Raw genomic sequence first — 24,455 nt, 5'->3', positions numbered from 1 at the left:
GAATTGGCCCGAATAGTGGCGGAGGTCTTCTGGCCAATTCGGCGGAGGCGCGCTATCGCGCTTGTCCGCCCTACGGTTCCGAGTTATGCGAGTAACCCGGGGCAAATTTAGTAGGTATAGAACATCCGCTGAATCTCTTTGGTGTCGTTCGTCTTGGTCAGCGCCAGCATCAGCAGGATGCGCGCCTTCTGCGCGCTGAGCGTGTCAGCCACGACAAAGTCGAGCTCATCGTCATTGGCTTCGCCGTTACGCGCCAGGATGCCCTGGCCGACGCGGCTGGCGCGCACCACCACCACGCCCTTGGCGCGCGCCGCCGACAGCGCCGGACGCACCTTCGCAGGCAGGCTGCCGTTACCGACGCCCGCATGCACCAGTCCCTTGACGCCAGCGTTCACAAACGCATCGATCGCCGTTGGCCCAACGTTCGCATACGCGTATGCCACGTCCACCGGCGGCAGCACGTTGAGAGAGCTGATATCGAACTCGGTCTCGGTCGTGTGCTTGCGCGTTACCTGGCGATAGAAGAACGGCTTGCCACCCTGGAAGTAGCCCAGCATGCCCAGTTCCGGCGTGCGGAAAGTATCCACCATCGTGGTGTTCGACTTGGACACATCGCGGCCCGCGTGAATCTGGTCGTTCATCGCCACCAGCACGCCGCGGCCAGCCGCATCAGGCGTGGCAGCCAGCGCCACCGCGTTGTACAGGTTGACCGGGCCGTCGGCCGAAATCGCCGAGGACGGGCGCATCGAACCGACCAGCACCACCGGCTTTTTGCTCTTGACGACCAGGTTCAGGAAGAATGCGGTTTCTTCCAGCGTGTCGGTACCGTGGGTGATGACGATGCCATGCACGTCCTTCTGCGCCAGCAGCGTGTTGACGCGCTTGGCCAGGGTCAGCCAGTGCTCGTTGCTCATGTTTTCGCTGGCGATCTGGAACACCTGCTCGCCGCTGACATTGGCGATCCTGGTCATCTCGGGCACTGCCTGGATGAGTGTCTGGATGCCGACGGTCGCCGCGGTGTAGCCGACAGTGGTAGTGCTGGTCGCCCCGGTGCCGGCGATGGTGCCGCCGGTTGCCAGGATGGTGACATTCGCCAGTTTTGGATCGGCGGCCTGCGCCGAGGCGACGGCAACCAGGAACCCCAGCAGCGCAATCATTGACTGCGCGGATTTTTGAAACAACATACGGTCTCCCTTAAAAATTATGGCTTCTTGTAGACGACGCCTTCTTTCATCACGAACTGAACCTGCTGCAAAATCGCCACGTCGCGCAGCGGGTCGCCAGTGACGGCGATGATGTCGGCGGCATAGCCAGGTTCGATCGAGCCGAGGCGCTTTTCCTGGTCGAGCAGGGCGGCCGCGCCGAGTGTCGCCGAGCGGATCGCTTCCAGCGGCGGCATGCCCGCTTCGACCATGTAGACGAATTCCTTGGCGTTTTCGCCGTGCGGGAACACGCCCGCATCGGTGCCGAATGCGATCTTCACGCCGGCCTTGTAGGCGCGGCCGAAAGTAGCCTGGATCTGCGGGCCGATGGCAGCCGCTTTCGGACGCACCAACGGCGAGTAGTAATCGGCTTCCTTGGCTTTGTCGGCCACATAGCGGCCAGCCGAGATGGTCGGCACGTACCAGGTGCCGTTCTTCTTGGCCAGGGCAATGGTCTCGTCATCCATCATGGTGCCGTGTTCGATCGAGTCGATGCCGGCGCGGATGGCGCGCTTCATGCCTTCGGCGCCGTGGGCGTGGGCCGCCACGCGGAAGCCGTAGTCGCGCGCGGTGCTGATGATGGCGCGCAGTTCCTCTTCGGTGTACTGCGAGTTATGGCCGCTGCGGGCCTGGCTCAACACGCCGCCGGTGGCCGTCACCTTGATCAGGTCCGCGCCTTCCTTGTAGCGTGCGCGCACGGCCTGGCGAGCCTCTTCAGGGCTGTTGACGACGCCCTCGTTCGGGCCTGGGGTGCCGAGTGCCTTGTTCAGGCGCTGCGAGATGTTGTTGGTCGGGTCGGCGTGGCCGCCGGTGGTGGCGATCGATTTACCGGCTGTGAACATGCGCGGGCCGGCCACGGCGCCACTGGCGATCGCGCGCTTGAGCGCGACGTTGAGGCCATCGGACGCGCCGAGGTCGCGCACCGTGGTGAAGCCGGCCTTCAGGGTACGGTCCGCGTAGGCCACCGAGCGGTACGCCAGGTCTGCCGGATCGGAGCTGATCATCTCGCGCAGCGCGTCGACCTGCTTTTGCGTCTCGCCGCTCAGGTGCACGTGCATGTCGATAAAGCCCGGCATGCAGGAATGCTTGGACAGGTCGATGTGGTCATCCCCCTGCGTCATTGGGCCGATCGATTTGATCGAGCCATTTTCAACCACCACGCTCACACGCTCAAGCCACTTGCCGGCCTTGACGTCCAGTAGACGACCGCAGTCCACCGTTTGGGTGGCGGCTTGCGCCAGGCCGGTGGTCGCAAGAAGAAGACTCAGCGCGGAAAGCTTCAGCATGTCGGGTGCTCCTGGGAGGGGGATAATGGCAAAAGAGCATACACGATTCAAAACGGAAAGTTTATAAAATCGTTCACCAAAAGACACGGGGCGGGAGGCGTTAAACGCATCCCGCCCCGTGGCGTTGTTACGGCGCTGAAGTATTTACGGCAGCGGCGCGACCGTGATGTCTTTGGTTGGCGGATCGGTCAGTTCGTTTTCCCACTTGGCCACGACCGCGGTAGCGATACCGTTGCCGATGACATTGGTAGCCGAGCGTGCCATGTCGAGGAAGTGGTCGATGCCCAGCAGGAGCAGCAGGCCCGCTTCGGGGATGTTGAACTGGGTCAGGGTGGCGGCGATCACCACCAGCGACGCGCGCGGCACGCCGGCCATGCCTTTGGAGGTCAGCATCAGCACCAGCATCATCACGATCTGGGTCGACAGGTCCATTTCGATGCCGTAAGCCTGCGCGATGAACACGACCGCGAAGGTGCAGTACATCATCGAGCCATCCAGGTTGAACGAGTAGCCGACCGGCAGCACGAACGCCGCGATACGGTTGCGCACACCGAAGCGCTCCAGGCCTTCCAGGGTTTTCGGGAATGCCGCTTCCGACGACGCGGTCGAGAAAGCCAGCAGGGTAGGTTCACGCAGTTCACGCAGCAGGGCGAACACGCGCGGACCCAGGAACATGAAGCCGGCGATGGTGAGCACGACCCACAGCAGCGCGATACCGAAGTAGAACTCGGCCATGAAGATGCCGAAGGTGCCCAGCACGCCCAGGCCTTTGCTGGCGATGGTGCCCGACACGGCGGCGAAGACGGCGATCGGCGCCAGGTTCATCACGTAGCCGGTCACCTTCAGCATCACGTGCGCGACGCCGTCGATGGCCTCGATCATCGCGTTGGCGCGCGGGCCGACTGCGGCTGCCGCGGTGCCGAAGAACAGCGAGAACACGACGATCTGCAGGATCTCGTTTTTGGCCATGCCATCGACGATCGACGACGGTACCAGGTGGGTAATGAACTCTTTAAGCGTCAGGCCGGTGGTGGCGATACCCGATGCTGCGTCAGCGGCAGGCACCAGCGCGGTCAGGGCGTCGCCTGGGCGGAACAGGTTCACCAGGATCAGGCCGAGCGACAGCGAAATGACCGACGCGATGACGAACCAGCCCATCGCCTTCAGGCCGATACGGCCAACTTCCTTGGCATCGCCCATCTTGGCGATACCGACGACCAGGGTCGAGAACACCAGCGGCGCGATGATCATCTTGATCATGCGCAGGAACAGGGTCGAGATCAGCGACATGTAATCCGCGAACGTCCCCGGCGTCGCCATGCCAACGTTGGCCAGATAGCCGACGATGACACCGGCGACAAGGCCGATGAGGATATAAATAGTCAGGCGATTTCGATTATTCATGTGCTGCGCGCTTTCTGTAAGGGTGTCGATTCGTGTCTTGGAAAGAAAGGACTGCCTGCCCCGGGACGTTCTCGGGCAAAATAGCAACATTTTGCAGGCGAGCGGACCAGATGCTTTTGATCATTTTGCAAGTCCGGGCAGTATCCTAGGGGTAGCTGGTACTGTCAAGCTCGCCAATTAGGCGCTGTGGTGGGGCGTCAACGACCCGGGTTAATGAACAAAAATATGATCGAATTAAAGAATGTCAGTAAGTGGTACGGCAAGTTCCAGGTGCTGTCCGACTGCACCACCCAGGTCGCCAAGGGCGACGTCGTCGTCATTTGCGGGCCGTCGGGATCGGGCAAGTCGACCTTGATCAAGACCGTCAACGGGCTGGAGCCCTTCCAGGAAGGGCATGTCACGGTTGATGGGGTGGAGGTTGGCGATCCGAAGACCAACCTGTCCAAGCTGCGCGCGCGCATTGGCATGGTGTTCCAGAACTTCGAGCTGTTTCCGCACCTGTCGGTCCGCGACAATCTGACGCTGGCGCAGATCAAGGTGCTCGGCCGCAGCCGCGAGGAAGCTACTGAAAAGGGGCTCAAGTATCTTGACCGGGTCGGCCTGCTGGCGCAGCAGGACAAATTCCCGAGCCAGCTGTCGGGCGGCCAGCAGCAGCGCGTGGCGATTGCGCGCGCGCTGGCGATGGACCCGATCGCGATGCTGTTCGACGAGCCGACCTCGGCGCTGGACCCGGAAATGATCAACGAGGTGCTCGACGTGATGGTCGGGCTGGCGCAGGAAGGCATGACGATGATGGTGGTCACCCACGAAATGGGCTTTGCGCGCAAGGTGGCGGACCGGATCATCTTCATGGACCATGGCCGCATTGTCGAGGATAGCCCGACCGAGGAGTTCTTTACGCTGCCGAAGGCGGAGCGGGCCAGGGAGTTCCTGGCAAAGATCATCCACTAAGAACTTGGGCGATGCGATCGTTTGGACCAAGACGTAGCCGCAGCCCGCAAACGAGCCGGGAACGACATGTAGGGCGGACAAGGACGCGAGTCCGCCTCCGCCGAATTGACTTTCCGGGTGTGCTGCGCGGAGGCGGGCTTCGCCCTTGTCCGCCCTACCTATCGTGGTTTGCTGCGTCTACCCCCCGTCACTGGAGAGGGTAAAATAACGGCACCTGTTCCTCGAAAGCCGCCATGTCCCTGCCCGACACCCCACAAAGCCTGACCATCGCCCGTCCCGACGACTGGCACCTGCACCTGCGCGACGGCGCTACCATGGCCAGCGTGCTGCCGCACAGCGCGCGCCAGTTTGCCCGCGCGATCGTCATGCCGAACCTGCGCCCGCCCGTCACCACCACCGCGATGGCGCAAGCCTACCGCGAGCGCATCCTGGCCGCGCTCCCGGCAGGCATGAAGTTCGAGCCGCTGATGACGCTTTACCTGACCGACAATACCGACCCGGACGAAATCCGCCGCGCCAAGGACAGTGGTTTCGTCCACGCGGTCAAGCTGTACCCGGCCGGCGCCACCACCAATTCCGACGCTGGCGTCACCGACCTGGCGCGCTGCCACAAGACGCTGGAAGTGATGCAGGAACTGGACATGCCGTTCCTGGTGCACGGCGAAGTCACCGACCACGACATCGACCTGTTCGACCGCGAGGCCGTCTTCATCGAGCGCGTGATGCGCCCGCTGCGCCGCAACTTCCCCGAGCTGAAGATCGTCTTCGAGCACATCACCACCAAGGACGCGGCCCAGTACGTGGCCGAAGCCGAAGGTCCGATCGCCGCGACCATCACCGCGCACCACCTGCTGTACAACCGCAACGAGATCTTCAAGGGCGGCATCCGCCCGCATTACTACTGCCTGCCAGTGCTCAAGCGCGAGGAACACCGCCTGGCGCTGGTGACCGCAGCTACCAGCGGCGACGAGCGCTTCTTCCTCGGTACCGACTCGGCGCCGCATGCCATCGGCGCCAAGGAAACCAGCTGCGGCTGCGCTGGCTGCTACACCGCGCTGCACGCGATGGAGCTGTATGCCGAGGCATTCGAACGCGCCGGCGCGCTCGACAAGCTCGAAGGATTCTCCAGCTCTTACGGGCCGGACTTCTACGAATTGCCGCGCAATACCGACACGGTCACGCTCAAGCGCGAAACCTGGACCCTGCCTGAAACGGTCCCGCTGGCCGATTCGCAGCTGGTTCCACTCAACAGCGGCGAGTCGATCAACTGGAAGATGCTCTGACCGGGATGCTGGAACAGATTGACTGGACGCGCCGCTGGTACGACTCGGTGCGTCCGGCCTTCGACCGCATTGGGAACGACTTCGGCAGTGTCAGCGAAGCGCTCAATGCTGGCGCTGCCGGACTCGGCCTGCAAAATGCGTCCGGACAGCCGCTGCGCTTTGTGCCGCAGTCCGACCTGCCGGAAGGGCAGGCGTACGAACAGTTCATCGGCGCCACCGGTTGCGTTCCCACGCGCGACAACCTGCACGACTTCTTCAACGGCCTTGTGTGGCTGACCTTCCCCCGAATTAAACAGCGCCTTAACGCGCTGCAGGCGGCGCAGATCGCGCTCGCCGGCGTAGGCAAGTCGCGCGGGCCGGCGCGCGATGCCGCGACCATCTTCGATGAAAACGCGGCACTGCTGGTGGTGCGCGACAGCGAACCGGCGCGTGAACTGGTCGATGCGCTGCGCGGCCACCGCTGGACCGAGGCGCTGTTCGACAGGCGCGCGCAGTTCGGCACGGACATCCAACCATGGCTGTTCGGTCACGCATTGATGGAAAAGCTGGTTGCGCCGCGCAAGGCGATCACGGCGCATACGCGCGTGCTCGTTGCGCCGGACGCCTACTTCGTGCTCGACTGGAGCGCGCAGCGCCGCTGGATCGACGAAGCAGTGGCCGCCGAGCTGGCGGCCGGCGACCTCACGACAGCGGCCTTCACCCCGCTGCAGGTCCTTGGCATCCCAGGCTGGCACGAAGGGCAGGATGCCGCGTTTTACGCCGACACGACCGTGTTCCGGCCCAAGCGGGTGAATGCCGCCTCCTGACAGGTTTGACAGTGACGCTGCTTGCGAGGATATTGGAGAATACGGTTTCACTATCCCGTCACCCGCGAAAGAATCTCATGTTGATCCGCTCAATCCTGCTCGCCAGCGCGCTCCTCCTGCCCCAAGTCTGCTTCGCCGATCCGGTCCCCAAGGACAAGCTCCACTATGTCGGCGAGTGGACCGGAAAGCAGATGCGACTGCAAATCGCAAAAGATGGGAAGATTCAGTATGAGCGGATCCGGGAAGGCAAGAACGTTGACCTGAACATCGAGCTCAAGGGCTTCAATGGCGATAATTTCGACGCGGGCGTGAGCCTGATCCGGTCGACTTTCGTCGTCAGCAAGCCGCCTTACCGCTCCGGCAGCGCCATGAAAATGGTGGTCGATGGCGTTGAATTAACCAAGGTTGAATAAGGACGAGAAATGGCAGACGAAATTCGTTGGGGAATAATCGGTACCGGGAAAATTGCGCGCGCGTTTGCGACTGCGCTGAAAGACACCCCGGGAGCAGTGCTGACAGCGGTGGGGTCGCGCCGGATGGACAGCGCGCTCGCCTTCGGCGCCGATTTCGCCCTGCCGGACCGCGCCTGCCATGGCTCGTACGAGGACGTCGCCAACTCGGCCGACGTCGACATCGTCTACATCGGAACGCCGCATCCCATGCACGCCGAGAACGCGATCATGGCGCTTAACGGCGGCAAGGCGGTGCTGTGCGAGAAGCCATTCACCATGAACCGCCGCGAAGCCGAGCAGGTCGTGGCGCTGGCGCGCTCGAAGAAGCTGTTCTTGATGGAGGCGATGTGGACGCGCTATCTGCCGGCCATTGAAGAGGTCAAGCGTATTATCGCGACCGGCGAAATCGGCAAACCGCGGCAGGTCAGCGCGGACTTCGGTTTTACTGCCGCAGTCGATAACGAACACCGTCTGCTTAATCCTGAGCTGGGCGGCGGCGCGCTGCTCGACCTGGGCATCTACCCGCTGTCGATTGCGGCGTACCTGCTGGGACCTGTGGCGTCAGTGCAGGCGCAGGCCGAGATGGGCGCTACCGGCGTCGATGTGCAGACCGGCTTTGTGATGAAGCATGAAGGTGGCGGCATGTCGGTGTGCAGCTGCTCTATCCAGGCGCGCACGCCGGCGGAGCTGACTGTGTCGGGTGAGCTGGGGCATATTCGGATGAATACCATGTTCCATCGGGCGCCGTCGATCAGCGTGTCGCTGGCTGATGGCACCTCGCGGACGGTGCCGACGCCGTTCACCGGCAATGGCTACGCCTATGAGGCGGTGGAGGCGGGGCGCTGCCTGCAGGAGGGACTGCTGGAGAGCCCCCGCATGCCACTGGACGAAACGCTGGCGCTGATGGGCGTGCTCGATACGATCCGCGATCAGATCGGGCTGCGCTACGCGGCCGATGCGGCGCGCTGGCCTGAGGGCGCGGATATATAGAATGCCAATTCGGCGGATGCGGCCTTCGGCCTTATCCGCCCTACGAAAAACGATGACACGTAGGGCGGGTAAGCAAAGCGCACCCGCCGAATCGACCTGGCGCTAGACTTTCAGGAATTCTTCGCGGCCGCCCAGCCACCTCGCCAGGTGCGCTTCGACCGTGTCGTCATCGGCTTCATGCAGCAGCGAGTGCGCCACGTCGCGCGCTTGCTCGACCAGCCACTGGTCGGTCTCCAGGTCCGCAAAGCGCAACATCGCCTGCCCCGACTGGCGCGCGCCGAGGAATTCGCCCGGCCCGCGTATCTCCAGGTCGCGCCGCGCGATTTCAAAACCGTCGGTCGTTTCGCGCATCGTCATCAGGCGCTGCTTCGCCACGCCGCCCAGCGGGCTTTGATACAGCAGCAGGCAGACACTGGCCGCCGATCCGCGTCCGACCCGCCCGCGCAGCTGGTGCAGCTGCGATAAGCCGAACCGCTCGGCGTGCTCGATCACCATCAGCGATGCATTCGGCACGTCGACGCCAACTTCGATCACGGTAGTCGCTACCAGCACATGCACGTCGCCGGCCGAAAATGCATCCATCACTTCCTGCTTTTCCGCGGCCTTCAAGCGGCCGTGCACCAGGCCCACCTGCAGGTCAGGCAGCGCTTCGGCCAGCATCGCATGCGTGTCGGTGGCCGTCTGCAGCTGCAGCGCTTCGGATTCCTCGATCAGCGGACAGACCCAGTAGACCTGGCGGCCTTCCTGCGCTGCCGCGTGCACACGCTCGATCACTTCGTCGCGCCGGTTCTGGTCGATCGCGCGCGTGACGATCGGGCTGCGGCCCGGCGGCAGCTCGTCGATGACCGATACTTCCAGGTCGGCGTAGTAGGTCATCGCCAGCGTACGGGGAATCGGCGTGGCCGACATCATCAGCTGGTGCGGCGTGCGGCCCTGCGCGCCCTTGTTGCGCAAGGTAAGGCGCTGGCCGACGCCGAAGCGGTGCTGTTCATCCACGATCACCAGCCCAAGCTTCGCAAACTGCACGGTGTCCTGGATCAGCGCGTGCGTGCCGATCACCAGCTGCGCCTCGCCCGACTCCACCAGCGCGGTCGCGGCCAGCTTGTCTTTTTTCTTCAGGCTGCCCGTCAGCCATGCGACCTTGACGCCAAGCGGTTCGAGCCACGCGGCGATTTTGCGGAAGTGCTGGTCCGCCAAGATCTCGGTCGGCGCCATCAGCGCGGCCTGGTAGCCGCTGTCGATGGCCTGCGCCGCTGCCAGCGCCGCAACGATGGTCTTGCCGCTGCCGACGTCGCCCTGCAGCAGCCGCTGCATCGGGAAGGGCTGCGTCAGGTCGGCGCGAATCTCTTCCAGCACGCGCTGCTGTGCGCCGGTCAGCTTGAAGGGCAGGATGCGTAGAAACGCCTCGGACAGCGCGCCGATCGCGTTGAGCACCGGCGCGCCCTTGCTGCGCCGTGCCACCTGCGCGCGTTTAAGCGACAGCTGCTGCGCCAGCAGTTCGTCGAACTTCATCCGCACCCACGCCGGGTGCGAGCGGTCGACCAGCGCGTTCGGGTCGACTTCCTGCGGCGGGTAATGCAACAGCTTGACCGAGGGTTCGAAGTCGCTGAGCTGCATGCGCGCACGCAGCTGCGGCGGCAGCGTGTCGCGCCAGTCGACGCGTTTCATCGCGTCGGAAATCGCGCGCCGCAAAATCGCCTGCGACAGCCCTTCGCCGGATGGGTAGACTGGCGTAAGTGCGGTCGGCAGCGGCGCGCCTTCGTTGATGACCTTGTACCCCGGGTGGACCATCTCGGCGCCGAAGAAACCATGCTTGAGCTCTCCGCGGGCGCGCACGCGCGTGCCTTCGGCCAGCTGCTTGGTCTGGCTGCCGTAGAAGTTCATGAAGCGCAGCAGCACGTCGCCGGTCTCGTCGGCGATCGTCACCAGCAGCTGGCGCCGTGGCCGGAAGCTGATTTCATTCTTGGTCACGACGCCTTCAACCTGCGATACATGGCCGCCGCGCAGGCACGCCTCGCGGATCGAGACCACCTGGGTTTCGTCCTCGTAGCGCATCGGCAGGTGCAGCACCAGGTCCATATCGCTGCGCAGGCCCAGCCTGGCGAGCTTGCTTTCGTTGGTTTTTGGCGCCGTTTTCGGTTTAGTTGAGGGCATATCGCGGTAAAATAGAGGGTTGCCCTTTGTGCGTAAGCGCTATTGTAAGGCCCTCGTTATTCATTTTTCCAGAATTAGCAGAATGTACTCGCTCTCCGATTTCGATTTTAACCTGCCGCCCGAGCGTATCGCCCAGCTTCCGCTGCCCGATCGCAGCGCCTCGCGCCTGCTCCACCTCGATGGTGCGCAGATCATCGACCGCCGTTTCGCCGACATCGTCGACCAGCTCCAGCCGGGCGACCTGATGGTGATGAACGACACACGCGTGCTGAAGGCGCGCTTCTTCGGCGTCAAGGAAACCGGCGGCAACGTCGAGGTGCTGGTCGAGCGCGTGCTGGACAGCCGCACCGTGCTGGCCCAGGTGCGCGCGTCGAAGTCGCCCAAGCCGGGCACCAAGATGCGCCTGGCCGATGCCTTTGACGTGACGGCGGGCGAGCGCGCCGGCGAATTCTTCACCCTGACGTTCGAGGGTGATGTGTTCGACCTGATCGAGGCGCACGGCCGCCTGCCGCTGCCGCCTTACATCGAGCACGACGCCGACGAATTCGACGAGAGCCGCTACCAGACCGTGTATTCGAAGGAGCCGGGCGCCGTCGCCGCGCCGACCGCCGGCCTGCACTTCGACGAAGCGCTGCTGGCCAAACTGAAGGACAAGGGCGTCAACTTCGCCTTCGTCACGCTGCACGTCGGCGCCGGCACCTTCCAGCCGGTGCGGGTCGAGGCGCTGGCCGAGCACAAGATGCACACCGAGTGGTACACCGTGCCGCAGGCGACCGTTGACGCCGTGCGCGCCGCAAAGGCGGCCGGGCGCGACGTGGTCGCCGTCGGCACCACCAGCCTGCGCGCGCTGGAGTCGGCGTCGCAGTCGGGCGAACTGGTTGCGGGCAGCGCCGATACGGCCCTGTTCATCACGCCCGGCTACACCTTCAAGACCGTCTCGCGCCTGGTCACCAACTTCCACCTGCCGAAATCGACCTTGCTGATGCTGGTGTCGGCCTTTGCAGGCTTTGACGAGATCCGCGCGGCGTACGCCCACGCGATCGCCAATGAATACCGTTTTTTCAGCTATGGCGATGCCATGCTGCTCACCACCCGGAACAAGTAGGACACCATGCTCGAATTTATACTCCTGAAAAAGGACACCAGCGGCCTGTCGCACGCGCGCCGCGGCCGCCTGAAGGTCAACCACGGCACCATCGAAACGCCGATTTTCATGCCAGTCGGGACTTATGGTTCGGTCAAGGCCATGTCGCCGCTCGAACTCAAGGAAATCAAGTCGCAGATCATCCTCGGCAATACCTTCCACCTGTGGCTGCGCCCGGGTACCCAGGTGCTCGATAAATTCGGCGGCCTGCACGGCTTCATGGGCTGGAATGGCCCGATCCTGACCGATTCCGGCGGTTTCCAGGTGTTTTCGCTGGGCGCGATGCGCAAGATTACCGAAGAGGGCGTCAAGTTCGCTTCGCCGATCGACGGCAGCAAGCTGTTCCTGTCGCCGGAAATCTCGATGCAGATCCAGAAGTCGCTCAATTCGGACATCGTGATGCAGTTCGACGAGTGCACGCCGTACGAGATCGACGGCCGTCCGGCCACCACCGAAGAGGCGGCCAAGTCGATGCGCATGTCGCTGCGCTGGGCCCAGCGCTCGATGAACGAATTCAAGGCGGGCGAGAACCCGAACGCGCTGTTCGGCATCGTCCAGGGCGGCATGTACGAAAAGCTGCGCGACGAGTCGCTCGAAGGGCTGGAGAACATCAACTTCCCTGGCCTGGCGATCGGCGGCCTGTCGGTCGGCGAGCCGAAGGAAGACATGATGCGCATCATGGCGCACATCGGCCCGAAACTGCCCGAAAACAAGCCGCATTACCTGATGGGCGTCGGCACGCCGGAAGACCTGGTCGATGGCGTGGCCAACGGCGTCGACATGTTCGACTGCGTGATGCCGACCCGGAACGCCCGCAATGGCTGGCTGTTCACGCGCTTTGGCGACATCAAGATCAAGAATGCGCGTTACAAAGAAGACAACACGCCGCTGGATGAAACATGCGGCTGCTACTGCTGCCAGAATTTCACCCGCGCTTACCTGCACCACCTGCACCGCTCGAAGGAAATTCTGGGGGCGCGCTTAAATACCATTCACAACCTGCATTACTACTTGCAGCTGATGCAGGACATGCGCGACGCGATCGATGAAGACCGCTTCCATGCTTTCCGCCTGCAGTTCAACGCCGAGCGGGCGCGGGGAATCTAACACGTCGTCCCCGCGAAAGCGGGGATCCATGCAGCGCGCGCTCGGTATGGGTTCCCGCCTGCGCGGGAACGACAATTGTCGACACTTGCAATAAGAATTACTGCCTCAACATGCCGGAATGACTTGCATCACCCCAGCCGGTGCTAGAATACAGCGCTACTTTTTTTACCAGACCAACTAACAAACGGAGTCACCGTGTTTATTTCCAACGCTTATGCGCAAGCCGCAGCCGCCCCAGCAGCAGATCCTGGCCTGATGGGCAGCCTGTCGACCTTCCTGCCACTGATCCTGATGTTCGTGGTCATGTATTTCCTCATGATCCGCCCACAGCAGAAGCGCGCGAAAGAGCAAAAGGCCATGATGGACGCGCTCGCCAAGGGCGACGAAGTCATCACCGCCGGCGGCATCCTGGGCAAGGTCAGCAAAGTCAACGACACCTATGTAACCGTTGAAGTGTCGCCGAACACCGAGATCGTCGTGCAGAAGCACTCGATCACCACGCTGCTGCCTAAAGGCACGATCAAGTCCCTGTAAGCCTCGCGGGCGGCTTTGCAGTCGCCCGGCTGCTCAACATCGAACGCTGGAACACTATGAATCGCTATCCCGTCTGGAAATATATCGTGATCGTCGTCGCGCTGCTGTTGGCGGCGCTGTACACGGCACCTAACTACTTCGTGGAATCGCCGGCCCTGCAGGTTACTACTGGCAAGGCAACGGTCAAGATCAGCGACGACACCGCCGCCCAGGTCGAGTCGGCGCTGAAGTCCGAAGGCATCGCCACCGATGGCATCAGCCGGGACGGGACAGGCAGCAGTAGCTACGTGCGCGCGCTGTTCGGCACCACCGATGAGCAGTTGAAGGCCAAGCTGGCGCTGGAACGCGCGCTCAACCGCGACCCGGACGATCCGGATTACATCGTCACCGTTAACCTGGTGAAGAATGTGCCGGGCTGGATGCAGTCGCTGGGCGCCTCGCCGATGAACCTCGGCCTCGATTTGCGCGGCGGCGTGCACTTCCTGCTCCAGGTCGATGCAGCGGCAACGCTCGAGACGCGCGTCAAGGGTATCCAGTCGACCGTCCGCAGCCTGCTGCGAGAAAAGAATGTCCGCCACGCGGGCATCGAGCGCGTCGGCAATGCGATCGAAGTCAATTTCCGTGATGCCGCAACCCGCACCGCGGCGCGCGAAGCGCTGGCGGCCCAGTCGGCCGACCTGGCGTTCGCCGACGGCGGCGAAGGCGAGAACCTGAAGCTGGTCGTCACCATGAAGCCCGATGCGCTCAAGCGCACGGTGGAAGAGGGCGTCAAGCAAAACATCGCGACCCTGTCCAAGCGTATTAACGAACTTGGCGTGTCCGAGCCGATCATCGCCCAGCAAGGCCTCGAGCGCATCGTGGTCCAGCTGCCAGGCGTGCAGGACGTGGCGCATGCCAAGGACATCATCGGCCGCACCGCGACGCTGGAACTGCGCATGGTCGACAAGTCGGTAGTGCCTGGCACCGAATCGGCTGCCGCCATTCCACTGAACTCGGAACTGTTCGGCCCTGAGCAGGGCGGTCCGCTGGTGGTGTCGAAAGACGTGATCCTCACCGGCGAGTACATTTCGAGCGCGGTAGCGAGCTTTGACCAGAACCAGCAGCCTGCCGTATCGCTTGACCTGAACGGCGACGGCGGCCGCAAGATTCGCCTGGCAACCCGCGACAACATCGGCCAGCGCATGGCGATCTTGCTGAAAGAAAAAGGCAAATACACCATCCTGTCGGCGCCGACCATCCAGAGTGAACTGGGCAGCAGCTTCCAGATCACCAACATGGGCAGCGCCGAAAAGTCGACCGAACTGGCACTGCTGCTGCGCTCGGGCGCGCTGTCGGCGCCAATGGAAATTATCGAAGAGCGCGTCGTCGGCCCGCAGCTGGGCGCCGAGAACATCGCCAAGGGCCTGTATTCGACCCTGTACGGCTTTGCCGCGATTGCCGTCTTCATGGTGCTCTACTACCATCTGTTCGGTATCTTCAGCTCGGTGGCACTGGCGGCGAACGTGCTGTTCCTGCTGGCGCTGCTGTCCTTCATGGGCGTCACGCTGACCCTGCCGGGTATTGCGGCAATCGCGCTGGCGCTGGGTATGGCGATCGACTCGAACGTGCTGATCAATGAGCGTATTCGCGAGGAACTGCGTGCCGGTAACAGCCCGCAGGCGTCGATCGCGGCCGGCTTCGACCGTGCATGGGCAACCATTCTCGACTCCAACATCACGACCCTCATCGTCGGTATCGCACTGCTGGTGTTCGGCTCCGGACCGGTCCGCGGCTTTGCGATCGTGCACTGCCTGGGCATCATGACCTCGATGTTCTCGGCGGTCTTCGTGTCGCGCGGCGTCGTCAATCTCTGGTACGGCCGCAAGAAGAAGCTGACCCGGGTGTCGATCGGTACCGTCTGGACTCCTGGCCTGTCGGTCGAGAAATAATTAGCACTTACTACTAGGATTCGAGATGGAATTTTTCCGCATCAAGAAAGATATTCCCTTCATGCGCCATGCGTTGATTTTCAACGTGATTTCGGCGCTGACCTTCGTGGCGGCCGTGTTCTTCATTGCGACCAAAGGCTTGCACTTCTCGGTGGAGTTCAAGGGCGGCACCGTGATGGAGCTGAAGTACCCTGGCGCGGCCAATCCGGAGAAGATCCGTGGCGAGCTGATCAAGCTGGGCTACGAGCAACCGGAAGTGACCAGCTTCGGTACCGCGCAAGATGTCATGCTGCGCTTGCCGATCATTGAATCGGTGTCCGGCGCGACCGGCTCGCAAATCGTCTTCAACGGGCTGTGCAAGGCCGAAGGCGGCGCCACGCGCCAGGTCAATTCGATGACGCCAAAGGGCGAAAACGTGGCCAAGACGGGTTGCTTCGATAGCGCCGGCAAAGAGGTGGTGAGCCTGCAAAAAGTCGAATTCGTCGGCCCGCAGGTGGGCGACGAACTGGCTCAGAATGGCCTGAACGCGCTGATCATGGTGATCATCGGCGTGATGATCTACCTGGCCATTCGCTTCGAATGGAAGTACGCAGTGGCGGCGATTCTCGCCAACCTGCACGACGTGGTCATCATCCTGGGCTTCTTCGCGTTCTTCCAGTGGGAATTCTCGCTGACCGTGCTGGCCGCGGTGCTGGCGGTGCTGGGCTACTCGGTGAACGAATCGGTGGTTATTTTCGACCGGATCCGCGAGACCTTCCGCAAGCAGCGCAAGTCAACCGTGCCCGAAGTGATCGACAGCGCCATTACCGGCACCATTTCCCGGACGATCATCACGCACGGCTCGACCCAGATGATGGTCCTGTCGATGCTGATTTTCGGCGGCCCGTCGCTGCATTACTTCGCGATGGCGCTGACCATCGGCATCTGCTTCGGTATCTACTCGTCGGTGTTCGTTGCCGCGGCGATCGCCATGTGGCTGGGCATCAAGCGTGAAGACCTGATCAAGCCGGTCGTCCAGAAAGACGAAACGGACGGCGCGGTAGTGTAACAATTGGCCGGCCCTGCGGGGCCGGCGGCTTGCGCGCCATCAAAGAGGGAAACGCCCGTTTCCCTCTGGCGAGCAGGCGTCCCGGCGCGATCCGCGCAAACTCCCCGGAAACTTTATTGCAGTTTGTGTGTGTTCACGCACAGAGCCCATATTGGGGTGCGGTTAAAGTGGAACTGTCTCTTTCAGGACATCCCTAGTTTTGGACTTGGCCCGCTCTCGCAGCGGGCGTTTTTTTGCCCGAAAGGTTTACAGCAGGGCAGAAGTCAGGCTGCGCACGTCCTCGGCGGACTCGTCGAGGATGCTTTGCAGGCTGCCTTCGCCAATGACGAAGTCGATGGTCGCGGCGGACTGCTCGGAGGTGGCGCCAGCGCGCACGTGCAGCGGGGATGGTACTGGCGACAGGTCGTTGGCCAACAGTAGCGTGTCGCCCAGCGATTCCGGCGGCAAGGCGCGCAGACCATGCCACATCGCCTCAATCGCTTCCATCACGGGGGCGGGCACCCCAAGCTTGGCCAGCACGCCACGGCCGATGGCCGTTTCGGCGAATTCAAGCCATTCCTCCGGCTCGCCGTCGAGCAGGCCGGGATACTCCTCGGCGCGCGACAAAATGTAGAAACTGCCCACCTCGTGGACGATGCCGGCAAACAGCGCGGTCTCCGGATCGGTATGGGTGACCCGGCGCGCGATGACCTGGGCCAGCGCGGCGACGTGGGTCGAATGGCGCCATAGCTGGTCGGCCATGGCGCGCAGGTTCGGTTCGGTGATCTTGCTGTCGAGCTGGCGCACGATGACCGCGGCGACCAGCGCATTGAGGGTACGGAAACCGACGCGCTGGATGGCTGCGCGCACGTTGGTGACTTCGCTGCCGGCGCGTTTATAGGCGGCCGAGTTGGCGATGGCCACGGCGCGCGCGGCAAGCAGCGGTTCGGCCTGGACCAGGCGCGCGGCGGTATCGGTGTCGCAATCCGGATCGTCCAGCGCGCGCTGCAGCTTGAGCGTGGCGTCTAGATTGGTCGGAAACGTCAGTTCGCCGCGGCTTGCCTCAGCTGCAAGGCTTTTGAATGCTTCAAGTCTGTCCATTTGGAAATTCTACTCCAGTAAACAAACTGTCCGCGTAAAAAGATGCCGTGCGGCACTTTTTTACGACAGCGGGACGATTACGCTTCGCCGAAGATGGCGTCGCAGCCTTCGCGGGTTTCTTCCACATCAGCCAGTTCGTCGACCAGCTCCATGTCTTCGAGCTCTTCGACGGCGTTGACGTAGCTGTTCATCTTGGTCGCGCCGATCAGGCGATAGATATCGCCATCGCCATTGCGCACGCCGATGATCATCTTCTCGGCGCGTACTTCGTCCGGGGATACGGATTCAAGCAGCAGGTTGCCGGTGATTTGCTTGTCGAATGTTGCCGGCGTCACGCCGTCGAGCAGGGTAGTTTTTAGCATATTGTTATCGTCAATTTATGAATGAGGGGAATCAGGGCCCGCGCCGGTGGCGATGAGCTGCCTCAGCTTGAGCAAGGATGCATCCAGGGCTGCGAAGTCCGCGTCCGAATACTGCTCGAACAACTTTTTTCCCTGTGCCACCACGGCTGGAAAAGCCTGGCTGAACGACTCCTCGCCCTTGGGCGTCAGGCGGACAAAAAAGGAGCGCTTGTCCTCGTTGCTGCGTTCGCGTGCAACCAGGCCTTTTTGCTCCAGCCGCTCGATCACACCGGTCAGGGTGCCCTTGGTAATCAGGGTGCGTTCGCCCAGCTCCTTGTACGTCATGCCCTGGGTGTTGCCGAGCGTGGCGATGATATCGAACTGGGCATGGGTCAGCCCGCAAGCGCGCACCGATTCGCCGGAGAAGCGCTCGAAGCCCTGCAAGCACTCTGCCAGCAGCCGCACACTCTTTAGATATCGTTCGCCCATGGGGAGCAATTATAGCCGCCTGCGCCCGATAGCAGTGGCGGCAAGCCTGCGCCGGGCCAAAAACGGGGGGCGGACAAGACCGCGGGTGTTGATCTCCGGTATGATACGACCCAAGCAATCCCGAGCCGCCATATGGGCTCCCGCCACCGCCGACATGACACGCCGCCCGCAGACTGATGCCAATCGCTGACCTCGCCCGCCTCGCGCAGGAGAGGCCGCTGCGCGTCCTGCTGATCCACGCCGGCGAACCCGACTCGCTCAGCTGGGCAGGCCTGTACCAGCCGCTGAAGCTGGCCGCCAAGCTGCTCGGGCCGGAGCGACTGCACGTCGACGTCCGCAGCCCTGACAAATTCCTCACCGACACCCAGCGCCACTGGCATTTGGTGCTGCTGGTCGCCGACGAAGCGCAGGCCGCGCTCAAGCCCGGCAACATCCGCGTCGTCATCGAGCGCTGCCGCTCAGCCCCGTTCTGGGGCGGGGTAGGGGCGGGCGTGCTATGGCTGGCCGATGCAGGGGTGTTGTCGGGCGTGCGCACCGCGCTGCCGTGGTCGCTCTATCCGGACGCCGATTCGGTCGACGAACACACCATGTTCACGCCGAACCTGTTTGAAATCGACGGGCCCCACCTGACCTGCTGCGGCGGCGCCGCCAGCATCGACTTCGCGCTGAGCTTGGTCGAAGTGATCTTCGGCGCCGGCATCCAGGCCCAGATCAAGGAACAGCTCTGCATCGACCGGGTGCGCGGCAAGGACGAGCGCCAACGGGTCGCGCTGCAAGCGCGCTTTGGCGCCTTGCAGCCGAAGCTGACGGAAGCGGTATCGCTGATGGAAGCGAACATCGAAGAGCCGCTCTCGACGGACGACATTGCCAACCTGGTCGGGATTTCGCGGCGCCAGCTCGAGCGGCTGTTCAAGCAATACCTCGGCAGCCTGCCCTCGCGCTACTACCTTGAGCTGAGGCTGCAGCGCGCGCGCCAGCTACTACAAAGCACTAACAACTCGATCGTCCAGGTTGGGCTGATGTGCGGCTTCTCGAGCGGCTCGCACTTCTCCACGGCGTTCGGCGCCCTGTTCGGCAACACCCCCCGCGAAGAGCGCCAGCGCAAGCTCAGCGGCACCACCTGATCCCCATCAAAGCGAAAACCCTCCAAAATCGGGGGGCAGGCCAAAACATTCCAAAATCGGGGACAGACCACCATTTTGGAAGATTCCAAAATGGTGGTCTGTCCCCGATTTTGGAATCTTCGATTTTGGAATCTTTCATGGGCAATTTTGTATGAGTAAAAGTGAAAATGGCTGTCGCTTGTTGAAAAGAGTTTTATTGCCGCGTTTCCTATAATGGCCGGGAGGCGCCTCGCTGTTGGCCGGGCGCGACCCTTAACTTCGACGAGGAATGCCATGAACGCAATTGATGCCGGTCTTACTACCCGCACTGTAACCCGGGAAACTTTCGACGAGGTGCTGGTACCGACCTATGCGCCAGCGGCCATGGTGCCAGTGCGCGCTTCCGGCCTCGATCTGTGGGACCAGTCAGGCAAGCATTACCTCGATTTCACCTCCGGCATCGCCGTCACCAGCCTCGGTCATTGCAATCCGGCCCTGGTCGATGCGCTGACCCAGCAAATGCACAAGGTCTGGCACCTGGGTAACGGCTATACCAACGAGCAGGTGCTGCGCCTGGCGCTGGCGCTGACCGAAGCGACCTTCGCCGACCGCGCATTCTTCTGCAACTCGGGCGCCGAGGCGAACGAGGGCGCCCTGAAGCTGGCGCGCAAGTATGCGCACACCAAATTCGGCCCGCACAAGTCGCGCATCGTGTCCTGCCTGTCGTCGTTCCACGGCCGTACCCTGTTTACCGTGTCGGTCGGCGGCCAGCCGAAGTACACCGAGGGCTTCGAGCCACTGCCGCAGCAGCTTGACCACATCCCGTACAACGATATCGAAGCGGCCCGCGCTGCCATCGGCGACGACGTGTGCGCGGTGATCGTCGAGCCGATCCAGGGCGAGGGCGGCGTCATCCCGGGCAATCCCGACTACCTGAAGGCCCTGCGCGAGCTCTGCGACAAGACCGGCGCGCTGCTGATCTTCGATGAGGTGCAGTCGGGCGTGGGCCGTACCGGCGAACTGTATGCCTACATGGGCATGGGCGTGACCCCGGACATCCTGACCAGCGCCAAGGCACTGGGCAACGGCTATCCGATCGGCGCCATGCTGACCACCGACGCGATCGCGCAGCACTTCGGCGTCGGCTCGCACGGCACCACCTACGGCGGCAACCCGCTGGCCGCGACCGTCGCGCTGAACGTCATCGAGACCATCAACCAGCCGCACTTCCTGGCGCGCGTGAAGGAGGCCTCGGCCAAGATCTTCGCCAACCTCGACAAGCTGAGCGCCGACTTCCCGCAGGTGTTCGGCAAGGTGCGCGGCAGCGGCCTGCTGATCGGCCTGCCGCTGGCCGACGGTTTCAAGGGCCGCGCCAAGGACTTCACCAAGGCCTGCGAAGCGCTCGGCCTGATGCTGCTGATCGCCGGTCCCGACGTGGTCCGCCTGGCGCCCGCGCTGATCGTCTCGGACGACCAGATCGCCCACGCCGACCGCATCATGCGCGACGCGCTGGCGCAGATGCTCAACCCGGCACCGGCCAAGTAATCAGGTCCACCTGCCGGCGCCGCGTCCGCGCGTGCGCCGGCCTGCAAGCACTTTAGGAGTTCACATGTTTGTTGTCCGTCCGGTGGAGCTGTCGGATATCGCCAGCCTCGAAGAGCTGGCCACGGTGACCATGCCAGGTGTGCACACCCTGCCGCGCACCCATGGCGAAATCGCCGCCTCGGTTGAACGTTCGATCGCGTCCTTCGCGGCCCACGTCGATATCCCGAGTGAAGAGTCGTACATGTTCGTGCTCGAAGAGACGGCCACCGGCAGCATCGTCGGCACCGCCGCGATCCATGCGTCGGCCGGTTCGAACGGTACCTACTTCTCGTTCCGTAACGACGTGATCCAGCAGGTCTCGCGCGACCTGAACATCAGTCACAGCGTGCATGCGCTGACCCTGTGCTCCGAGCTGACGGCGTATTCGCAGCTGTCGGGCTACTACATCAACGACCGCGCCAACGCCGGCATCGAAGCGGCATTGCTGTCGCGCGCGCGCCTGCTGTTCGCCGTGCTGGCGCCGCACCGCTTCGGCGACCGCTTCTTCGTGCCGCTCGCGGGCATCACCGACAACCGCGGCCAGTCGCCGTTCTGGGATGCGCTGGGGCGCAAGTTCTTCAAGATGGACTTCCTCGACGCCGAGCGCGTCATCGGCGGCGCGCGCAACCGCACCCTGATCGTCGAGCTGATGCCGCACTACCCAGTCTACGTGCCGCTGCTGCCGGGCGACGCGCAGGCGGCGATGGGCCAGATCCATCCGGATGGCGAGCTGGCTTTCAGCCTGCTGACCGAAGAGGGCTTCGAGGCCGACGACTACATCGATATCTTCGATGGCGGTCCAATCCTCCAGGCCCATAAAAACTCGCTGCGTACCTTTGGCGCGTCGATGGTGCGCCGGGTCGCCGTGGCCGAAGACGGCGCGGCCAGCGAAGCGATGGCCACCTACGCGATCGCCGCCAGCAGCGAACAGAACTTCCGTGCCATCACCGTGGCTTGTCCGGCTGCCGAATCGGATGACATCGTGCAGCTGCCGGCGTCCGCGCTGGACGAGCTGATGGTGGCTCCTGGCGATAACGTCATTTGCGTCAGAATCTAAGTGAGCGATCAACCTATGCTAGTAGTACGCGCAATCACCGCCGGCGACCTCGAAGCGCTGCTCGACATGGCGACCCAGGTAGGCAGCGGCATGACGACCCTCAAGCCGGACCGCAAGATGCTGGGCGACCGCGTCAGCGTGGCCGTGCAGTCGTTCGCCCAGACCATCGCGCCGGAAAAGCGCGACTACATGTTCGTCATGGAGGACACCAGCAACGGCCGCATGGCCGGCATCTGCGCGATCAAGGGCGCGGTCGGACTGGACGAGCCTTTCTATAACTACCGTATCGGCACGCTGGTGCACTCAAGCCGCGAGCTCGATGTGTTCACCCGCATGGAGACCTTGTACCTGTCGAACGACCTGACCGGCTCCACCGAACTGTGCTCGCTGTTCCTGCATCCGGACTACCGCACCGGCAACAACGGCAAGTGGCTGTCGAAGAGCCGCTTCCTGTTCATCGCCCAGTTCCCGCACCTGTTCACCGAAAAGCTGATCGCCGAAATGCGCGGCTTCCAGGAAGAGGACGGGCGATCGCCGTTCTACGAAGGCCTTGGCCGCCACTTCTTCAAGATGGATTTCAACCACGTCGACAACCTGACGGCGCTTGGCAAGAAGTCGTTCATCGCCGAACTGATGCCGCGCCAGCCGCTGTATGTCGACTACCTGCCGGACGATGCGCGCGAGGTGATCGGCAAGGTGCATGTGTCGACCGCGCCGGCGCGCCGCTTGCTGGAGCAGGAAGGCATGCACTATGAGGGCTACGTCGATATCTTCGATGCCGGCCCGGTGCTGCAGGCGCGCGTGTCCGAACTGCGCGCACTGCGCGACAGCACGGTGGTCAGCGCCGAAGTGGCGGCCCTGCCGATGCCCGGCGAGCCGACGCTGGTATCGAACACCACGCTGCACGATTTCCGAATGATCGTGGCATCCGCTGCACCGGCGCAGGGCAGTATCGCCCTGTCGGCCGACGAGCTGGCGCTGCTGCACTGCCAAGCCGGCGACCAGCTTCGCACGCTGTCACTCAACGTAAGGAAGAACGCACATGTCTAACCTGAGCAACTACATCAACGGCGAGTGGTCCGCCGGCAGCGGCGCGGAACTCGCGACCATCGACCCGGCCAGCGGCCGCCAGACCTGGACCAGCAAGGAATCGACGCCTGACGACGTGGCGCGCGCAGTCGACGCCGCACGCGGCGCCTTCGACGGCTGGGCCATGGCGTCGCTCGACGAGCGTATCGCTGTCTGCACCCGCTTCCGCGACCTGTTGAAGGAAAACGCCGAAGACCTGGCCAAAACCATCGCCGAAGAAGTCGGCAAGCCGATGTGGGAAGCGCGTACCGAAGTAACGACGATGGCCAACAAGGTCGATATCTCGGTGCAGGCCTACGGCGCGCGCACCGGCGAGGCCGCCTCCAAGGTCGCCGATGGCAATGCCGTGCTGCGCCACCGCCCGCACGGCGTGTTCGGCGTGTTCGGTCCTTATAACTTCCCGGGTCACCTGCCGAACGGGCATATCGTCCCTGCGCTCATCGCCGGCAACACGGTGGTGTTCAAGCCGAGCGAGTACGCGCCGCGCACCGCCGTCAAGACCGTGCAGTTGTGGGAAAAGGCCGGCCTGCCGAAGGGCGTGATCAACCTGGTCAACGGCGGACGCAATACCGGCGTGGCGCTCGGCCAGGCCGACGTCGACGGCGTGCTGTTCACCGGCAGCTGCCAGACCGGCGTCGCGCTGCACAAGCAGTTCGGCGGTCAGCCCGGCAAGATGCTGGCGCTGGAAATGGGCGGTAACAATCCGCTGGTGGTATGGGATGTGAAGGACGTTGACGCGGCCGTGCACCACGCCGTGATGTCGGCATTTATCTCGGCCGGCCAGCGCTGCACCTGCGCGCGCCGCCTGGTGGTGCAGGATTCGCCGGCAGGCGAGGCCTTCGTCAAACGCCTGGTTGAAGTAGCGGCCACCTTGACCGTCGGCGCGCCGGATGCCGAGCCGCAGCCATTCATGGGTCCTGTGGTGTCGAGCGCCGTCGCTGGCCGCCTGGTGCAGGCGCAGGCCGACATGGCCGCCAAGGGCGGCACCGTGCTGCTGCAGATGAAGCAGCCCGATCCGAACGCCGGCTTTGTCACCGCGGGTATCGTCGACGTCACCAACGCCCACGGCATCCCCGACGAAGAGTGGTTCGGCCCGTTGCTGCAGATCGTACGGGTCAAGGACTTCGACAGCGCGATCAAGACCGCCAACGCCACCGAATTCGGACTGGCCGCGGCGCTGCTGTCGAACGACGAGGCATTGTGGAAGCAGTTCTCGGCCAGGGCGCGCGCCGGTATCGTCAACTGGAACCGTCCAACCACTGGCGCCGCGAGCAGCGCGCCGTTCGGCGGCGTCGGCAAGTCCGGCAACCACCGTCCGAGCGCTTACTACGCCGCCGATTACTGCGCTTACCCGGTCGCCTCGATCGAAACCGATGAACTGGCGTTGCCTGCCAAGCTGTCGCCTGGCCTGGCCTTCTAGGAT

The 24,455-nt window shown here is 63.3% G+C and carries 22 protein-coding genes; 15 read left to right on the top strand and 7 right to left on the bottom strand.

The window, feature by feature from the left end:
- Positions 1 to 107 precede the first annotated feature (107 nt).
- From I4X03_RS12500 to I4X03_RS12490, 3 genes are all read right to left on the bottom strand, one after another.
- On the bottom strand, positions 108 to 1,184 hold the full coding sequence (locus I4X03_RS12500; protein WP_223468548.1) for a type II asparaginase: 1,077 nt from the start codon (positions 1,182 to 1,184) through the stop codon (positions 108 to 110).
- 17 nt (positions 1,185 to 1,201) lie between these two features.
- Entirely contained in the window at positions 1,202 to 2,488 is a 1,287-nt protein-coding gene (locus tag I4X03_RS12495; protein WP_223468547.1) for a metal-dependent hydrolase family protein, read from the bottom strand.
- A gap of 144 nt (positions 2,489 to 2,632) precedes the next feature.
- Positions 2,633 to 3,892, bottom strand: a complete 1,260-nt coding sequence (locus tag I4X03_RS12490) for a dicarboxylate/amino acid:cation symporter (RefSeq protein WP_223468546.1) — start codon at positions 3,890 to 3,892, stop codon at positions 2,633 to 2,635.
- A gap of 225 nt (positions 3,893 to 4,117) precedes the next feature.
- On the opposite strand from I4X03_RS12490, the gene I4X03_RS12485 reads away from it, so the two are divergent.
- The 5 genes from I4X03_RS12485 (at position 4,118) to I4X03_RS12465 (ending at position 8,374) form a co-directional block, all read left to right on the top strand.
- Positions 4,118 to 4,843, top strand: a complete 726-nt coding sequence (locus I4X03_RS12485; RefSeq protein WP_223468545.1) for an amino acid ABC transporter ATP-binding protein — start codon at positions 4,118 to 4,120, stop codon at positions 4,841 to 4,843.
- A 233-nt stretch (positions 4,844 to 5,076) separates the two neighbouring features.
- The gene (gene pyrC / locus I4X03_RS12480) at positions 5,077 to 6,126 is read left to right on the top strand and encodes a dihydroorotase (protein ID WP_223468544.1); all 1,050 of its coding nucleotides are present in this window, start codon (positions 5,077 to 5,079) and stop codon (positions 6,124 to 6,126) included.
- Between the two features lie 5 nt (positions 6,127 to 6,131).
- Positions 6,132 to 6,932 (top strand): DUF3025 domain-containing protein, encoded by an 801-nt coding sequence (locus tag I4X03_RS12475; RefSeq protein ID WP_223468543.1) that lies wholly within the window; start codon positions 6,132 to 6,134, stop codon positions 6,930 to 6,932.
- Between the two features lie 77 nt (positions 6,933 to 7,009).
- Positions 7,010 to 7,345 carry a hypothetical protein gene (locus tag I4X03_RS12470; RefSeq protein WP_223468542.1) on the top strand — a complete coding sequence of 112 codons (336 nt, stop codon included), beginning with the start codon at positions 7,010 to 7,012 and terminating at the stop codon, positions 7,343 to 7,345.
- Between the two features lie 9 nt (positions 7,346 to 7,354).
- Positions 7,355 to 8,374: a Gfo/Idh/MocA family protein gene (locus I4X03_RS12465; protein WP_223468541.1), complete on the top strand. Its 1,020-nt coding sequence runs from the start codon at positions 7,355 to 7,357 to the stop codon at positions 8,372 to 8,374.
- Between the two features lie 102 nt (positions 8,375 to 8,476).
- On the opposite strand, the gene recG is transcribed toward I4X03_RS12465, so the two are convergent.
- Complete coding sequence (gene recG, locus I4X03_RS12460) at positions 8,477 to 10,528, bottom strand: ATP-dependent DNA helicase RecG (RefSeq protein WP_223468540.1); 2,052 nt, start codon at positions 10,526 to 10,528, stop codon at positions 8,477 to 8,479.
- 82 nt (positions 10,529 to 10,610) lie between these two features.
- Here recG and queA point away from each other — a divergent pair, with 82 nt between their 5' ends.
- The 5 genes from queA to secF all read left to right on the top strand — a co-directional run bounded on the left by queA (position 10,611) and on the right by secF (position 16,289).
- Entirely contained in the window at positions 10,611 to 11,633 is a 1,023-nt protein-coding gene (gene queA / locus I4X03_RS12455; protein WP_223468539.1) for a tRNA preQ1(34) S-adenosylmethionine ribosyltransferase-isomerase QueA, read from the top strand.
- Positions 11,634 to 11,639: 6 nt separating this feature from the next.
- Complete coding sequence (tgt, locus tag I4X03_RS12450; protein ID WP_223468538.1) at positions 11,640 to 12,779, top strand: tRNA guanosine(34) transglycosylase Tgt; 1,140 nt, start codon at positions 11,640 to 11,642, stop codon at positions 12,777 to 12,779.
- Positions 12,780 to 12,974: 195 nt separating this feature from the next.
- On the top strand, positions 12,975 to 13,313 hold the full coding sequence (gene yajC / locus I4X03_RS12445) for a preprotein translocase subunit YajC (RefSeq protein WP_223468537.1): 339 nt from the start codon (positions 12,975 to 12,977) through the stop codon (positions 13,311 to 13,313).
- A 56-nt stretch (positions 13,314 to 13,369) separates the two neighbouring features.
- Complete coding sequence (gene secD / locus I4X03_RS12440; protein ID WP_223468536.1) at positions 13,370 to 15,241, top strand: protein translocase subunit SecD; 1,872 nt, start codon at positions 13,370 to 13,372, stop codon at positions 15,239 to 15,241.
- Between the two features lie 25 nt (positions 15,242 to 15,266).
- On the top strand, positions 15,267 to 16,289 hold the full coding sequence (gene secF / locus I4X03_RS12435) for a protein translocase subunit SecF (protein WP_223468535.1): 1,023 nt from the start codon (positions 15,267 to 15,269) through the stop codon (positions 16,287 to 16,289).
- A gap of 246 nt (positions 16,290 to 16,535) precedes the next feature.
- On the opposite strand, the gene I4X03_RS12430 is transcribed toward secF, so the two are convergent.
- From I4X03_RS12430 to I4X03_RS12420, 3 genes are all read right to left on the bottom strand, one after another.
- Positions 16,536 to 17,369: an HDOD domain-containing protein gene (locus tag I4X03_RS12430; protein ID WP_223468534.1), complete on the bottom strand. Its 834-nt coding sequence runs from the start codon at positions 17,367 to 17,369 to the stop codon at positions 16,536 to 16,538.
- A gap of 77 nt (positions 17,370 to 17,446) precedes the next feature.
- The gene (locus I4X03_RS12425) at positions 17,447 to 17,731 is read right to left on the bottom strand and encodes a hypothetical protein (protein ID WP_223468533.1); all 285 of its coding nucleotides are present in this window, start codon (positions 17,729 to 17,731) and stop codon (positions 17,447 to 17,449) included.
- 15 nt (positions 17,732 to 17,746) lie between these two features.
- Complete coding sequence (locus tag I4X03_RS12420; protein ID WP_223468588.1) at positions 17,747 to 18,199, bottom strand: MarR family winged helix-turn-helix transcriptional regulator; 453 nt, start codon at positions 18,197 to 18,199, stop codon at positions 17,747 to 17,749.
- A 176-nt stretch (positions 18,200 to 18,375) separates the two neighbouring features.
- On the opposite strand from I4X03_RS12420, the gene I4X03_RS12415 reads away from it, so the two are divergent.
- The 5 genes from I4X03_RS12415 to astD all read left to right on the top strand — a co-directional run bounded on the left by I4X03_RS12415 (position 18,376) and on the right by astD (position 24,452).
- The gene (locus I4X03_RS12415; RefSeq protein ID WP_223468532.1) at positions 18,376 to 19,323 is read left to right on the top strand and encodes a GlxA family transcriptional regulator; all 948 of its coding nucleotides are present in this window, start codon (positions 18,376 to 18,378) and stop codon (positions 19,321 to 19,323) included.
- Between the two features lie 273 nt (positions 19,324 to 19,596).
- Positions 19,597 to 20,847 carry an acetylornithine/succinylornithine family transaminase gene (astC, locus tag I4X03_RS12410; RefSeq protein ID WP_223468531.1) on the top strand — a complete coding sequence of 417 codons (1,251 nt, stop codon included), beginning with the start codon at positions 19,597 to 19,599 and terminating at the stop codon, positions 20,845 to 20,847.
- A 64-nt stretch (positions 20,848 to 20,911) separates the two neighbouring features.
- Entirely contained in the window at positions 20,912 to 21,943 is a 1,032-nt protein-coding gene (locus I4X03_RS12405; protein WP_223468530.1) for an arginine N-succinyltransferase, read from the top strand.
- 15 nt (positions 21,944 to 21,958) lie between these two features.
- A complete protein-coding gene (astA, locus tag I4X03_RS12400) occupies positions 21,959 to 22,993 on the top strand; it encodes an arginine N-succinyltransferase (protein WP_223468529.1) in 1,035 nt (344 codons plus the stop codon).
- Positions 22,986 to 24,452: a succinylglutamate-semialdehyde dehydrogenase gene (gene astD / locus I4X03_RS12395; protein WP_223468528.1), complete on the top strand. Its 1,467-nt coding sequence runs from the start codon at positions 22,986 to 22,988 to the stop codon at positions 24,450 to 24,452. Before astA ends, astD begins: the two co-directional genes overlap by 8 nt.
- The last annotated feature ends 3 nt before the right edge of the window (positions 24,453 to 24,455 follow it).

Origin of the sequence: Massilia soli (genome assembly GCF_016809835.1) — a bacterium.
In the GTDB taxonomy this organism is placed as follows: Bacteria; Pseudomonadota; Gammaproteobacteria; order Burkholderiales; family Burkholderiaceae_D; genus Telluria_A; species Telluria_A soli.
This window is presented reverse-complemented; position numbering and strand designations above follow the sequence as displayed.

Excerpts from the sequence above, each read along its gene's own strand:
- I4X03_RS12495 (WP_223468547.1), bottom strand. The coding sequence starts at position 2,488 with ATGCTGAAGCTTTCCGCGCTGAGTCTTCTTCTTGCGACCACCGGCCTG.
- I4X03_RS12470 (WP_223468542.1), top strand. The coding sequence starts at position 7,010 with ATGTTGATCCGCTCAATCCTGCTCGCCAGCGCGCTCCTCCTGCCCCAA.
- astC (WP_223468531.1), top strand. The coding sequence starts at position 19,597 with ATGAACGCAATTGATGCCGGTCTTACTACCCGCACTGTAACCCGGGAA.
- I4X03_RS12485 (WP_223468545.1), top strand. The coding sequence starts at position 4,118 with ATGATCGAATTAAAGAATGTCAGTAAGTGGTACGGCAAGTTCCAGGTG.
- I4X03_RS12405 (WP_223468530.1), top strand. The coding sequence starts at position 20,912 with ATGTTTGTTGTCCGTCCGGTGGAGCTGTCGGATATCGCCAGCCTCGAA.
- secF (WP_223468535.1), top strand. The coding sequence starts at position 15,267 with ATGGAATTTTTCCGCATCAAGAAAGATATTCCCTTCATGCGCCATGCG.
- I4X03_RS12490 (WP_223468546.1), bottom strand. The coding sequence starts at position 3,892 with ATGAATAATCGAAATCGCCTGACTATTTATATCCTCATCGGCCTTGTC.
- I4X03_RS12500 (WP_223468548.1), bottom strand. The coding sequence starts at position 1,184 with ATGTTGTTTCAAAAATCCGCGCAGTCAATGATTGCGCTGCTGGGGTTC.
- secD (WP_223468536.1), top strand. The coding sequence starts at position 13,370 with ATGAATCGCTATCCCGTCTGGAAATATATCGTGATCGTCGTCGCGCTG.
- astA (WP_223468529.1), top strand. The coding sequence starts at position 21,959 with ATGCTAGTAGTACGCGCAATCACCGCCGGCGACCTCGAAGCGCTGCTC.
- I4X03_RS12425 (WP_223468533.1), bottom strand. The coding sequence starts at position 17,731 with ATGCTAAAAACTACCCTGCTCGACGGCGTGACGCCGGCAACATTCGAC.
- I4X03_RS12475 (WP_223468543.1), top strand. The coding sequence starts at position 6,132 with ATGCTGGAACAGATTGACTGGACGCGCCGCTGGTACGACTCGGTGCGT.
- I4X03_RS12415 (WP_223468532.1), top strand. The coding sequence starts at position 18,376 with ATGCCAATCGCTGACCTCGCCCGCCTCGCGCAGGAGAGGCCGCTGCGC.
- tgt (WP_223468538.1), top strand. The coding sequence starts at position 11,640 with ATGCTCGAATTTATACTCCTGAAAAAGGACACCAGCGGCCTGTCGCAC.
- pyrC (WP_223468544.1), top strand. The coding sequence starts at position 5,077 with ATGTCCCTGCCCGACACCCCACAAAGCCTGACCATCGCCCGTCCCGAC.
- I4X03_RS12430 (WP_223468534.1), bottom strand. The coding sequence starts at position 17,369 with ATGGACAGACTTGAAGCATTCAAAAGCCTTGCAGCTGAGGCAAGCCGC.
- I4X03_RS12420 (WP_223468588.1), bottom strand. The coding sequence starts at position 18,199 with ATGGGCGAACGATATCTAAAGAGTGTGCGGCTGCTGGCAGAGTGCTTG.
- I4X03_RS12465 (WP_223468541.1), top strand. The coding sequence starts at position 7,355 with ATGGCAGACGAAATTCGTTGGGGAATAATCGGTACCGGGAAAATTGCG.
- queA (WP_223468539.1), top strand. The coding sequence starts at position 10,611 with ATGTACTCGCTCTCCGATTTCGATTTTAACCTGCCGCCCGAGCGTATC.
- astD (WP_223468528.1), top strand. The coding sequence starts at position 22,986 with ATGTCTAACCTGAGCAACTACATCAACGGCGAGTGGTCCGCCGGCAGC.
- recG (WP_223468540.1), bottom strand. The coding sequence starts at position 10,528 with ATGCCCTCAACTAAACCGAAAACGGCGCCAAAAACCAACGAAAGCAAG.